This window comes from Paraglaciecola sp. IT1134 (assembly GCF_058068185.1).
In genome coordinates this window covers 4502458-4515289 of the sequence record NZ_CM176486.1, presented here as the reverse complement: position 1 = coordinate 4515289, position 12832 = coordinate 4502458, and the positions used below count along the sequence as shown (strand labels likewise).

Genomic DNA, 12832 nt, shown 5'->3' with positions numbered 1-12832 from the left:
CTTGGACGAACCAAAACCAAAGCGTAGAAAATTGACGCATGGACAACATTAACCAGGCAAACTTTCTAAGAACTGTCCTAAAATTTTAATTCCCCGAGACATTTTTTCTGCGTGTTTTTTACTTAGCACGTCCGACCAGGATTGTTGAGCAATATCATTCAGCGCCCCTTGCCCGTCGAAATCAACGTAGGCCAAGCGTGCCGCTAGATCTTCAGGGGGTAGGCCAAAAGATATGCCTGGCAATAATGCCACGCCTGTTTCCTGCAGTATTTTTGCACAAACATCGATATCTTTTGAGATCCCAATTTGAGCCAATTTCTGCCGGTATAACGAAAAATCCAGCAGGATATAAAATCCCCCCTCTGGCATATGGGCCCGCAAGCCCGCCTCGATAACATTTTTATGTATCAGCTGCCCGATGCCTTTAAGTATGCTTCGTTCATTTACTACATATTTTTCAAGTAATGGATTGCCTGAATAGGCCACTATCGCAGCATGTTGAATGGGCGCAGAAGCACATGAGTAGGTTTCTGAAGCGATCCCTAACATAGATGCTTTGAGTTCAGGATCATAGTTCTGAGGAATAATGGCTATGCCCAAACGCCAGCCCCCGGCACCAGCCCATTTAGATAAGCCAGACGTAACAAAGGTTGCCTCAGGATAATATTTTGCAATGGAAACATGCTGTCCTTCATGGTGAAGCGGCGCATAAATTTCATCCGAAATGACCAGCGCAGAGTATTTTCTTAACACCTTGGTCAATGCCTCTAATTCGGTATCTGAGTAAGTTAAACCATCTGGATTCCCCGGTGTGTTTAACACGACTAATAATGTTTTATGTTTATTAGCCACCATTGCCAGACTTTTTTCGAGTATTTCCGGGGTAAGCCGGTAGCGATCTTCAAAGCAGGTTTGCATAAGCAAAGATTCGTGCCCCAAAAGCTGCGCTTGAGGCGCATAAGATACCCAGGCTGGTGCGGGTATCAGCACGACAACGTCAGTATAGGCGCACATAATAGAGTACAACAGTGCTTTTGAGCCCGGTGCGATGAAGACGCGGTCTGCCGATACCGGACGCTGCTCAAATGTCTGGTGATATTGAGCTGCTTTTTCACGCAATAACTCGAGTCCTTGAACCTCAGTATATTCCTTGCGGTAGGCATTTTGCTTGAGGGCATTTTCTAAAACGTCACATACAGGAAAAGGTGATTGTCCAAATCCAAAACGAAATACCTCTTGCCCGCTACCCGCCATTGACGCAGATTGCTCATTTAACAGTAAGGTAGCTGAGGGAGAAATTTGCCGATACATATTTTATTAGCTCTGTTTTTATTGAGGAAAGACATTTATAGTCCGGTTAAACAATCATAGTAAAATGAGTGTTTACTCATGACCTCGGCACAACTCCAGGCCTTTATTACCGTCGCAAAAGCGAATAGTTTTACCTCGGCCGCGATCCTGCTTGGCATCAGTCAGTCAGCGGTATCTCATGCAATTAAATCATTGGAAGAAGAATTAGGGGTTTCACTGTTTGTAAGAAGCAAGGCTGAAATTACTCTTACGGCGTTTGGTGACAAAATTTTAAGCAAGGCACATCAAATACTGGGATTATTTGAATCGATTCAACAAGAAAGCGATGAAACAAAAAATTTGCGAACGGGAGTATTGAAAATAGCGTCCTTCGGTCCATCATTTTCGGCTCGAGTTCTACCCATCATTTTGAAAGAATATCATCAACAATATCCCAATATTAAGGTTCATGTTGAGGAAGCTGCGGATAGTGTTGTCAAGCAACTGATAGCGAACCGCAAAGTAGATTTGGGCAGTATCGTTTTGCCTGACAGTGATTTGGATCATATATACCTCACAACAGATCAGGTTTGTATCGTTCTGCCTAAGGATCACACCTTATCTAAACAACAAGAAATTCATATACAAGATTTGGCTGACTTTCCTTTTATTTTAACCGAAGGTACTTCGGGAAACATGGTGATGGAGCTGTTTAAGAAGTCGCAAATACAGCCGAATATTATCTATTACAATATGCAAATTATGAGTATGCTTGCCATGATTTCGCATGGTGCCGGGATCTCGGCAACCGCAGAGCTTTCTATTCCACCACTGGATGCCCATGAAATTTCACCTTTTGTACTCAAACCCTTAAATCCCGTTTTAAAAAGAGAGATAGGCTTGGCCATGCATAATATTAGTGCTCTATCTCCGGCCGCCAAAGCATTTGTAAAGACATCGTCAAAACTTGAACGAGAAGGCAAACTCAAACTATCTAACTATTGACGCAACTATTTAGGGCGACAGGTGGTTTGGCTATATTATAAAAAGCTGCAAAGACACATTAATCAGGTATTGGGTTTATTGAGTCGAATTTGCAATAATAATTAGCAGTGGATAGCGGTTTTTCGTTCTGTACCAGTTTTACCTAAGGGACCTAAAAATATATTTTTGGTTCCTTAGGTATATAACATCGATTAGCTTTTTGCAGATCTGAATGCTTAACCTATGTTGCAGAGTGAACTCACATTAATGATAAAAGATGAAAAACAGGACGTAATCAGGGACGCTTCAAGTGTTTGTTCTAAAGAATCAATCAAACCACGTTTTAGTATCCTGGCCGAGTTTAAACGCAGCCAGCTTTTATTGCGTCATTTTATATCTCGTTACATGATCTCTTCACACGATATAGAAGATGTTTCGCAAGAAACTTTCCTGCGAGCGTTTAAAGCTGAACAGCAGAAAAAAATTGATTTTCCAAAAGCATTTTTGTTCCGCATTGCCAAAAATATAATCATGTCTGAGTTCAGTCGAAAGACGAGAAAAATAACCGATTATATTGAAGATTATGCCAATTCAGAGGTATTACTCGATATAGACAGTTTGGAGGATAATGTCATGGCCCAACAAAAATTGGGTATTTATTGCGAAGCAGTCGCCGCACTGCCAAATCAGTGTCGTCGAGCTGTTGTGATGAAAAAAATTTATGGCATGCAAAATAGTGAGATCGCCAAACGAATGGAACTATCGGTCAGTACAGTTGAAAAACACCTGTCAAAAGGAATAAAACAGTGCAACCGTGTGATTTCTATGCGTTATCAAGACAAGCAAATTAGTACTCGTGTTACCGGTGAGCAACCTATCGCAAAAGTAATAAAAACAAGGGTGGGTAAGTAATGAATCATATTGCTCAATTCCCGAATATTGCGCTAATCGAAGAACAAGCTTGCCAATGGATCGTAAAATTTGAAGGAGACGCCCCACCGAGCAACACTGACATCGAACAATTTCAAAGTTGGCTGGCACAAAGCGCAACCCATAAGGCTGTGTTACTTAGACTGGCAGGTACCTGGAATGATATGGACGTGCTCTCTGGTCTAAGCGTACCCCTTGGATATCGTCACTATAGCATTCCCTCTGACATTAAAAAGTGGATGATTTATCCATTGCAGATACTTGTTAATTTAAGTATTTGGATGGCAAGAGCTGTTAATAATTTACCGCGCCGTACCGTTGTATTGCCGATGTTGGCTGTGCTTGTTACTATTGGCATGTCATCTTGGTATGTGAATCATCAGCTTGCATTTCAAGATAATGTTTATATCACCTCGTTAGGCGAACACTCATTGCATACTCTGGAAGATGGCTCGATTGTGTGGCTTAACACCAACACACAAGTTGAAGTTAATTACAGCAACAGTAAGCGAAAAATAAACCTGCTACGAGGCCAGGCCCATTTTGAGGTTAAACCCGACCCAGAGCGCCCCTTTGAAGTATACGCTGGCAACCGAATGGTAAAGGCCGTGGGCACCGCTTTTTCAGTCTATCGTCTGGATGATAGAATTGAAGTTATGGTGACTGAGGGCAAGGTGGATCTGTCAATTGCCCAAAATATCTTGTCGATAACACCAGAGGTTGATCTGCCCCCTGAAAGCGTACCCCAAACAGGCGAAAAAACAGTGCCACAGGCAAGTAAGGTTTTGACTTCCTTGGTGGCTGGGCAAAGTGCAGTGATCCCGACAACGTCTGGTGATCCTGTGGCGGCAATTACTGAGCAGGAACATGGCGAACAAATGCGCAAACTGTCTTGGTTGGAAGGCAAGTTGGTATTCGCTGGTGAATCGTTAGACGAAGTAGTTAGGGAAGTCAGTAGACATACACCAATATATATTGAAGTGAGCGATCCTAACTTGCGAAGTTTACGCATCGGTGGGCAGTTTCAGGCAGGGGAAACAGATGCATTATTCGATGTATTAGAATCTGGGTTCGGCATCAAAATCACTAAATTGAGCAATAATCACGTTCAGCTTCATGCTAAATAAAAATAAACGCAAAACCAGACATTCCACAAAAACTTCAATTTTGAGTAGCGGTTTTAACTCTCTCGTTGGTTATACCCCTTCGAAAGCTGCCTTGTGTAAGTCGAAAAAGCTAAGGCAGTGGACAAGGGGAGTGATATGTTGTGTTGGTTTGTGTCTGGTTAGTACCATAAGTATTGGCACTGAACAAACCCTATATCAATTCAACATACCAGTGCAACCGCTAGTGAAATCACTAAACGAGCTGTCAAACCAAACACACACTTTGGTTCTCTTCCCTTACGAACTGGTAGACAAACGCAAAGGAAATGCCATCAATGGACATTTTACCCTGGCTCAGGCAATTGATGAATTGTTACACAATACGGGGTTGGTTGGTGGTCTGACCAAAAAAGAAGTGATGATGATTAGCCAACAGCAATTGTCGCTACCTACTAATGATAATAATGGGAAAAACCTAATGAACAGCAAAAAAAGTTTACTTGCCACTGCCGTGGCGTTTATATTTTCCGGCACGGCCATCACCAATACTGTCAGCGCACAAGAAACGAAATCCCGTGTGCAGCAAGACAATGTTGAAAAAATTGCCATACTTGGGACCCGTGGAACACCAAGAACAGTCACTGATTCTCCCGTGGCATTAGACGTCTTTTCTGGTGAAGAATTCACCAGCCTCGGTAATGCCGCAGATATCACAGATAATCTCAAAGCTCTTGTACCTTCTTTCACCGCTACCCCTGCTACAGGTGACGGAAGTGCGTTTATTCGTCCTACATCACTTCGTGGCATGGCACCTGATCAAACATTGATTCTGGTGAACGGAAAACGTCGACATCGCTCTTCTTTGGTACAGTTTTTCGCCCCCGCTGCAGGTAACGGTGCACATGGCGTGGACATAGGCATGATCCCCGGTATTGCCCTTAAAAATGTCGAAGTACTGCGAGATGGCGCAGCCGCTCAATATGGCTCTGATGCTATCGCAGGAGTAATGAACTTCCAGCTAAAAGATGCCAACGAAGGCGGCAGCATTATGGCTCAATATGGGGAGTTTTATGAAGGTGAAACCAGCTGGGTACTTTCTGCCAATGCTGGGTTTGCACTCGGTGAAAATGGTTTTTTTAATATCAGCGTTGAAACGAATGACAACGAAGCATTGTCCCGCGGAATTCAACGCCCAGACGGTCAAGCTTTAATTGATGCCAGCGTACCTGGCGTCGGTGCAGATTCACCCTTTGGTGATGAGCCTTTAGTTCAGTCATGGGGACGTCCCGAAACTAGCGGAACCAGAATGGCGTTTAATTCGGGCTATGAACTCGGTGAAATAGGCGAGTTATATGCTCATGGCGGTTATGCAGACACTGATGGTCGTTATCGCTTTTTCTATCGCAACCCCAACCACTCAACGTTGGCGAATGTGACTACCCTACCTGCAGGTTATACTCCCTATTTGGATGGGGCCCAAAAAGACTATAGCCTGGTCGCCGGGTTGAAAGGAGAAACGAATAACGAACTTGTTTATGATCTAAGTGTAGGAACCGGTGAAAATAAATTGGATTATTTCCTCTGGAATAGCATTAATTCCGGTTTGGTTGATACAGTGGCAGGAACCCCGGGTCAGCGTGATTTCGATATGGGTGGTTATGAGCAGAAAGAACTAAATTTTAATGCTGACTTCGGTATGCCAGTGACCGACAATATCTATCTTGGCCTGGGCGCTGAGTGGCGCGAAGAAACCTTTACCACTGTTGCTGGTGAAATTAATGCCTACGGCGTTAGCCCGGGGCCAAGTGGCATGAGCAGTGTTAGTCCAGCCGATGCAGGCGAATTTAGCCGTGATAACTACGGGATATACGCTGACCTTGAGCATAATGTGTCTGACGACCTATTAATTCAATATGCATTACGTTATGAAGACTTTTCGGATTTTGGTGGAACCACAAATGGTAAAATAGCGGCTCGTTATAACGTTAACTATGATTTTGTGATACGCGGCTCATTGTCAACCGGTTTCCATGCCCCTACTCCTGGTCAAGCCAATGTTAGCACCATCATTACCACTTTTGATGGAGTAACAGGACGCCAGGTTGATGAAGGCTTAGTGCCTCCAGACCATCCAGATGCAATAGCAAGTGGTGGTGCTCCTCTTAAAGAAGAAGAGTCAACAAACATCAGCTTTGGTTTTACCACTGATGTGATTGAAAACACTAACATAGCCGTCGATTTCTACCACATTGCGGTAGACGATCGCATATACCGCACCGGTGATATCACCGCACCTTCTGGTAATAAAATTTCATTTTATACCAATGCTCTTGATGTCGAACATCAGGGAATAGACGTCGTTCTGACGACATCAATGGATTGGAGGGAGGCAGCAAGTACTAAGTTCACTTTCGCCTATAACCATAATACGATTGATGTCGTCGGACAGTCGTCTATTAATGGCATTACGCCGGTAAGTGATGCCGACGTTGAAGATATTGAAAACAACTATCCAGAAAATCGTTTTGTAGCGACTGCAACGACCGAGTTTGGTGATCAGTGGCAATTAATGTTACGCGCTAATTTCTATGGTGAACACTACGATGAGCGCGGCAACATTCATGATGATGTTCAACCGAGCGCGTTGGTTAACAGTGTTGTTTTCTTTGATTTTGAGCTTAATTACGATGTAAATGATGCGTTAGCCCTGACCTTAGGAGCGTCAAACATATTTGATCAGTTTGTCGACGAAATTGGTGAAGAAAACGCTAATCGCTTAAGTGTAGGTCTACAGTACCCGCGTCGAACAGCGGCTAACTATGAAGGTGGTTCGTGGTATTTACGGGCTAAATACCAGTTCTAGTTTTGTAACTCCTGCACAAATAAGTGCTAAATACACAGATTGTGTATTTAGCACCCTCAAAACTTAATTCCTAAATCTACTTCTAATCGCCAATAAATTAATTTCACGGTGTATTTTTTCGTGCTCTTGTATTGGAAATTGGTTTGGTGATCCCATTCATAGCCGCAGTTAAAAGTAGCTGTTTATTGTGAAAAAACACCTGATTATGCAGATACTCCGTTGTTACTGCGATTTTGTTGAGGTGTTCCGCGCCAATCAATGATTTGCTTAAGCGAATGCTTGGCTCGTTATACCGAGAATTTATCCATAGTGATTGGGACAGCCTTTCTTGCTACGCGCTCTGTGGAGGCGGGATTTTACCAATAGCGTCTTAATCAATTCGCTGTCAATCATCATATAGTGATGGTTAATGAGTCTGCTGCTTTTGCACATCGCTCATCAACACTACACTGGCAACGAACTGAAAATATCCATTTGCGAAGAATAAGGGCTACACTCGCATTGGCATGAGCAACACCAATAATAAGCCTAATGGCCGTTTCGCCGCCATTATCCGCGTAATTAATTCAAGGAAACCCTTCAGGTTTCGTTTATGCTTAGGTTAAATTTTTAGGTGAAAAAACATGTCAAATCAAAAACCCGCCCCAGGCAGCTACGAGCAAGTCTATGCTGAGCAGCAAGAATACAAAGCCAAACGTGCATCGAGTTATCGCGAACAAGCCATCAAGCTTTATCCGTGGATCTGTGGGCGTTGTCGGCGCGAATTTACCCGTAAAAATCTCTCCGAGCTAACGGTACACCACAAAGATCATAACCATGGTAATAATCCCACCGATGGCAGCAACTGGGAACTGCTGTGTCTTTATTGTCATGACGAAGAGCACACTAAGTTTGAAAGTTTTGTGCGTTATGGCAGTACCGAAGATACTGAGACCAAAACCAGTACCTACAATCCATTTGCCGATCTGAAAGAGCGACTGAAGGGCAAAAAATAAGCTAATACATAGCTACCTAACTTAGGCGAATTATGTTGATCCCACATAAATCAAAAACACCCAAGCCGTGCTGATTGAAACTCAACCCATGAACAGCACATAGATGCTCGGTAAAATAGCCGCTGTTTACGATTGGTAATCCAGGCTTGTGGCTACTACAGATCATACCCTTGTGCACTTACCTTACTTTTTGTGCCATATTTTTTTGCGTTTCGGTTTAGTGGACGGCAGGCCCGTAAACTGACTGGTATCCAGCTGCTGGCTGTTATTGATCAACTGCGTGATGGTTTGGGTCAGCGGATGCATGAAGTCCTCATAACCCAATTGACTGTGGGCTATTTTATCTAAATTCGCTTCCCATATTGCTGTCATATCTGGCAGGGTGGTTTCCCTTGGCAGGCTATTAATCAGTGCTTTACCGGTTGCCGTGGCCAGAATGTCTTTACCCATTTTTTGCATAAACTGGCGTTTGAATAACAATTCAATGATCGATGCTCTGGTGGCCTCAGTACCTAGGCCATCGGTATCTTTGAGGATCTTTTTGATCTCGATATCTCCTACATAGCGGGCTATGCCGGTCATTGCGGCCAATAAGGTGGCCTCCGTAAAATGTTTCGGTGGGCTAGTTTGTTTTTCCACCATTTGTGACTCAATGCACACCAGTGACTGGCCTTGGTTTAACTGAGGTAAACCCGGTTCTGCCTTGGGGGCGTCTTTTTTTACCAGTGATAACCAGCCCATCTCTAGGGTAGATTTGGCTTTGGCCACAAACTCGCCGCCGGCAATTATCACTACTACTATTTGCTCCTGATATTTGTGTGGCCCATAAAATTGCATCAAATATTGCGTGCAAATCAGTTGATAAATTTTGCCTTCATCAGTGCTTAAACTCGAGAGGGATTTTAGCCGACTAGTGGGAATGATGGCATGGTGCGCGTCTATTTTTTTATCGTTCCAAGCCTTGGATTTTAACGAGCTATCGGCATTATCCACCTCCCCACATTGGCATGGAATGTTGGCCTTAATCGCACTCAGTACCGATGGCGCTTGGGTGAAGTGTTCCAGGGGTAAATAACGAGAATCAGAGCGGGGGTAGGTGATTAGCTGGTGTTTTTCGTATAGCGCCTGACAAATATCCAGTACTGATTTAGGTGATAAATTAAAGCGCTTGGACGCGTCAATTTGCAGGGCCGATAAACTGTAAGGCAAAGGGGGTGGATTTTGTTTGTTTTGAATCTTATTTGCTGTCACCACCCCCGTTTGGCCCTGGGTTTTGTTGACCACGGTTTGCGCCAACTTTCGCGATATCACTCGGCCCTCGTCATCTTGATAGGGCTCACAGGCCGCACTTGGCTGCCACTTGGCCGCAAATGTTTCTTTGTTTTGGGTTTCCAGAGTGGCAAAAACCTCGAAAAAGGGTTGAGACACAAAGTTATCGATGTCTTGATCGCGACGCACCACTAAACCCAATACCGGGGTTTGCACCCGTCCAACTGACAATACACCGTTAAAACCACCACGCTGCCCAAGCAGAGTATAGGCCCGGGTCAAGTTTAAACCATACAACCAGTCGGCGCGGGATCGGGCCAGTGCGGAAGTAGACAAACCCGAAAATTCGTAATTAGAGCGTATATTCTGCAATGATTTTTTAACCGCATTGATGTTTAAATCATTTATGAGTAAACGCCCGGCACTGGCAATTAGCGGCTGTTTTACCCCACTATAGGTGATCACTTCATCGACCAGTAACTGCCCTTCTCGGTCCGGATCACCGGCATTGATGATGTGGCTGGCGGTTTTTAACAAACGTTTCACTACATTAAGCTGTTTGAGGGTGTTTTTTTTCGGAACCAGCAACCATTTTTGCGGCACGATGGGCAAGTGCGCCAATGACCATTTACCGTAGGCAGGATCATATTTATCTGGCTCAGCTTGTTCTAATAAATGACCTATACACCAGGTTACACAATCGCCGTTGTCCAGTTCAATATAGCCGTCCCGTTTATGCTGTTGCCCGGCAACAGCCTGGGCGATGGCCCGACCTAAACTCGGTTTCTCAGCGATGTATAAAATCATAAAAATTACTGTATGAAAAAACAGTATTGTAGCAAGGTTTTCAACCCAGTGTTAGTTGTAATAAATACCTAGGCGGCGCAACTCCAAGGTAGCCAACAACCATGCAGTTTCAAGGATGAAAGGTAAAAGGAGATAAATTATGGCCAGTATCATAGTGTAGGTGGTATGTTTTTGAAATGTGACGATCCAGTAGAGCCAGGTCAGTGGTAACAAAAATGGCTGAACATGCCAGTGCGAGCGCCTTATGGAGCGAGTCTGTTCCCTAAAAGTATGCCTCACGGGGGGGAGTGCCGGGTCGCCATTTTTAAATGATAGTCATTACTTTGCCTCCTCGACGGCTTCCTATATGGTTAATCTGATAGCCGACAATCTCCACCAGACTCTGGCACAAATAGTCGCTGAGATCCAAGCAGAAGACGACGGAGGATTTGGCTGGTTCATCGACTCCCAGGGTAACAAAGTAGAACTCTGGCAGCCTAAAGAATGTGTTATGTAATATCAGCTCAGTCAAGTCAAAGGTGATTGATCACCCCGAAACCACCCTAAACGGATGGTGTCTTGGGGCTTTTATTTAAAGTATATAAACTGTTCGCTGTACACTAGTTGCTATGGTTTGAGGCGTGCTAAGCTTTATCAATAAAATTCAAGGAAAGAGTATGCGCGCCCTATATTTGGTCATTTTGTGCTGGTTTGCCTCTAATGTTTACGCCGAGCAGTTGCTTAGTGATATCCCCTGGAGAGATAAAAATCTTCAGAGCTGCGTGCAGCAGCAGGCACAAGAGCATGGCTGGCAAGAAGTATTCGAGGTGACTGAACTGAAGTGCCATCAAGCCGGAATTGAGTCGGCAGATGAGGTGCAACAACTTACCAGCTTGATCCATTTATCTTTGTTCAATAATAATTTGACGCAATTGGATCTGCGGCCGCTTAAAAATTTGCAACTACTCAACTTAGCTAATAATGATTTGACCGAGTTGCGAATTGCCGGTTTAAGCAAACTTGAAACGCTTTACCTGTTTCGTAACAAATTAACCACCCTGGACTTGAGCGGGCTAACAGCCGTTAAAAAAATCAGGCTGATGCAAAATCGACTGGTTAAACTGGATATTACGCCGTTAACCTCCCTGGAGACGGGTTACCTATTTGATAATAAATTAGAAGATCTACAGATCACCGGTCTGAACAAGCTGACTTTTTTGGATGTCAGGCAAAACCCCATGCCTGACGAGCTTTATGATTTTTATGATGAGCAGCAAGGCATAATGATCAGTCATGATGGTAATGCCGACGATTGGCAATAGTTTGGCCCGTCAGTTGAACCTGGGCCGTTATAGATTATAGGCCGCAGAAACCATCCAGGTTGACAAATCTTGCTGGGTTGCCGGCGTATTGCCAAAGCCTTGATCGGCAAAATATTTAGCACCGATAAACTTGAATTCCCATTCTCTATCTAAGCGATAGGCCAATTCCACATCCAGCTCATGACCCACTGATCGCTCACCTTGGGCATCGTTAAACTGGTGGGCTACAATTTGCCAGCGCAGTTTGCCATCCCTGCCTTTATAGGTCAGGTAAACATCACTTATTCCGCCTGTAAGGCGGTAACCGTTAAACACGTCTGCCCAGCCCTGAAACTTGTGATTGGTTCCTAATGAGGTAGCAAAACTAAAACCGTTATCTTCGCCAATTTTTTCATATGACAACGCCAGCTGGTGACTTCTATATTGTGCACTACCTTCTACTAACCAGTAGTCGGCGTTAAACTTCCAAGGATTTTTATGGCTATCAGACTGGTGCGCGTATTCAAGGGTATAACCGTATTTAATGCTGGCGGGTTTTACTGAGCCGCCCAATCTCAACCCCAAGGTATCGCTGGATAAAATACTCGCACTTTGGTTGTTTAGTAGATAACTGAACAGCGTTATCGCCAGCTGACGATTAAGGGCGTAACTGACATTCAACAGGTGAGAATCATGTTCATGCTCGCCAAGTTCGGTGGCGGGACGTTGGGGAGCAGTGGCATAACGAATATCCTCGGGTGACAAGGTGGGGCCAGCATCATTGCCTAAAATGCGCTGTACATTATCGATATACACATAGCTGGCGGACCATTTCAGATGATCTTGATATTGCAGGGTTAGGGCATCGAAGGTTTGATCGTTTTGCCAGAATTCAACCCGACCAATATGTCGTTCATTATCAAAGGAAATTGCTTGCCTGCCAAGGGTGGCCAACCAGTTGCTATCACTTACATACCTGACAAACAGCTGATTCAGTTCCTCTCCCGGTGGATCGGGAATGGGACTGGTGGCCCGCTGGATCACCACAGAATTATAACCCGTTTCGTTAAACCCATGCACATAATCAAATTCAGCGAAGGTTTGCCAGTTGTCACTCAACTGCCAATCTGCGCTTAAGCGTAATTTTAGGGTGCTGGCCTGGGCATCACCGCGCACCGGGTCTGTTATTTCTTGATAACGATAGCGCCCGCTAGGTTCGATTTTGACATCGTCAAACAGTTCTGCGCTCCATACCCCGTTATTGACTAATAGCCCCAGCAAGATTATTTGTCTAAAATGCTTCACCTC

The 12832-nt window shown here is 44.3% G+C and carries 10 protein-coding genes; 7 read left to right on the top strand and 3 right to left on the bottom strand.

What is annotated here, in order from left to right; genetic code table 11:
- Positions 1 to 48 precede the first annotated feature (48 nt).
- On the bottom strand, positions 49 to 1311 hold the full coding sequence (locus AC3RV5_RS19655; protein ID WP_489729265.1) for a pyridoxal phosphate-dependent aminotransferase: 1263 nt from the start codon (positions 1309 to 1311) through the stop codon (positions 49 to 51).
- A gap of 78 nt (positions 1312 to 1389) precedes the next feature.
- Here AC3RV5_RS19655 and AC3RV5_RS19650 point away from each other — a divergent pair, with 78 nt between their 5' ends.
- The 5 genes from AC3RV5_RS19650 to AC3RV5_RS19630 all read left to right on the top strand — a co-directional run bounded on the left by AC3RV5_RS19650 (position 1390) and on the right by AC3RV5_RS19630 (position 8168).
- Positions 1390 to 2295: a LysR family transcriptional regulator gene (locus tag AC3RV5_RS19650; RefSeq protein ID WP_489729264.1), complete on the top strand. Its 906-nt coding sequence runs from the start codon at positions 1390 to 1392 to the stop codon at positions 2293 to 2295.
- A gap of 246 nt (positions 2296 to 2541) precedes the next feature.
- Positions 2542 to 3186 carry an RNA polymerase sigma factor gene (locus AC3RV5_RS19645; protein ID WP_489729263.1) on the top strand — a complete coding sequence of 215 codons (645 nt, stop codon included), beginning with the start codon at positions 2542 to 2544 and terminating at the stop codon, positions 3184 to 3186.
- Complete coding sequence (locus AC3RV5_RS19640; protein WP_489729262.1) at positions 3186 to 4331, top strand: FecR family protein; 1146 nt, start codon at positions 3186 to 3188, stop codon at positions 4329 to 4331. Before AC3RV5_RS19645 ends, AC3RV5_RS19640 begins: the two co-directional genes overlap by 1 nt.
- 223 nt (positions 4332 to 4554) lie before the next feature.
- A complete protein-coding gene (locus AC3RV5_RS19635; protein ID WP_489729261.1) occupies positions 4555 to 7173 on the top strand; it encodes a TonB-dependent receptor plug domain-containing protein in 2619 nt (872 codons plus the stop codon).
- 623 nt (positions 7174 to 7796) lie between these two features.
- Positions 7797 to 8168: a YajD family HNH nuclease gene (locus AC3RV5_RS19630; protein ID WP_489729260.1), complete on the top strand. Its 372-nt coding sequence runs from the start codon at positions 7797 to 7799 to the stop codon at positions 8166 to 8168.
- A gap of 183 nt (positions 8169 to 8351) precedes the next feature.
- Here AC3RV5_RS19630 and AC3RV5_RS19625 read toward each other — a convergent pair whose 3' ends face one another.
- Positions 8352 to 10244, bottom strand: coding sequence for a DNA topoisomerase III (locus tag AC3RV5_RS19625; RefSeq protein WP_489729259.1), 1893 nt, complete (start codon positions 10242 to 10244; stop codon positions 8352 to 8354).
- A 346-nt stretch (positions 10245 to 10590) separates the two neighbouring features.
- Here AC3RV5_RS19625 and AC3RV5_RS19620 point away from each other — a divergent pair, with 346 nt between their 5' ends.
- Together AC3RV5_RS19620 and AC3RV5_RS19615 are read left to right on the top strand one after the other, a co-directional pair.
- Complete coding sequence (locus AC3RV5_RS19620; RefSeq protein ID WP_489729258.1) at positions 10591 to 10740, top strand: VOC family protein; 150 nt, start codon at positions 10591 to 10593, stop codon at positions 10738 to 10740.
- 160 nt (positions 10741 to 10900) lie between these two features.
- On the top strand, positions 10901 to 11545 hold the full coding sequence (locus AC3RV5_RS19615) for a hypothetical protein (protein ID WP_489729257.1): 645 nt from the start codon (positions 10901 to 10903) through the stop codon (positions 11543 to 11545).
- Between the two features lie 27 nt (positions 11546 to 11572).
- Here AC3RV5_RS19615 and AC3RV5_RS19610 read toward each other — a convergent pair whose 3' ends face one another.
- Positions 11573 to 12829: an alginate export family protein gene (locus tag AC3RV5_RS19610; RefSeq protein ID WP_489729256.1), complete on the bottom strand. Its 1257-nt coding sequence runs from the start codon at positions 12827 to 12829 to the stop codon at positions 11573 to 11575.
- Between the last annotated feature and the right edge of the window lie 3 nt (positions 12830 to 12832).

Coding starts and splice junctions, on each gene's coding strand:
- AC3RV5_RS19655 (WP_489729265.1), bottom strand. CDS start 1,311: ATGTATCGGCAAATTTCTCCCTCAGCTACCTTACTGTTAAATGAGCAA.
- AC3RV5_RS19630 (WP_489729260.1), top strand. CDS start 7,797: ATGTCAAATCAAAAACCCGCCCCAGGCAGCTACGAGCAAGTCTATGCT.
- AC3RV5_RS19650 (WP_489729264.1), top strand. CDS start 1,390: ATGACCTCGGCACAACTCCAGGCCTTTATTACCGTCGCAAAAGCGAAT.
- AC3RV5_RS19645 (WP_489729263.1), top strand. CDS start 2,542: ATGATAAAAGATGAAAAACAGGACGTAATCAGGGACGCTTCAAGTGTT.
- AC3RV5_RS19625 (WP_489729259.1), bottom strand. CDS start 10,244: ATGATTTTATACATCGCTGAGAAACCGAGTTTAGGTCGGGCCATCGCC.
- AC3RV5_RS19615 (WP_489729257.1), top strand. CDS start 10,901: ATGCGCGCCCTATATTTGGTCATTTTGTGCTGGTTTGCCTCTAATGTT.
- AC3RV5_RS19640 (WP_489729262.1), top strand. CDS start 3,186: ATGAATCATATTGCTCAATTCCCGAATATTGCGCTAATCGAAGAACAA.
- AC3RV5_RS19620 (WP_489729258.1), top strand. CDS start 10,591: ATGGTTAATCTGATAGCCGACAATCTCCACCAGACTCTGGCACAAATA.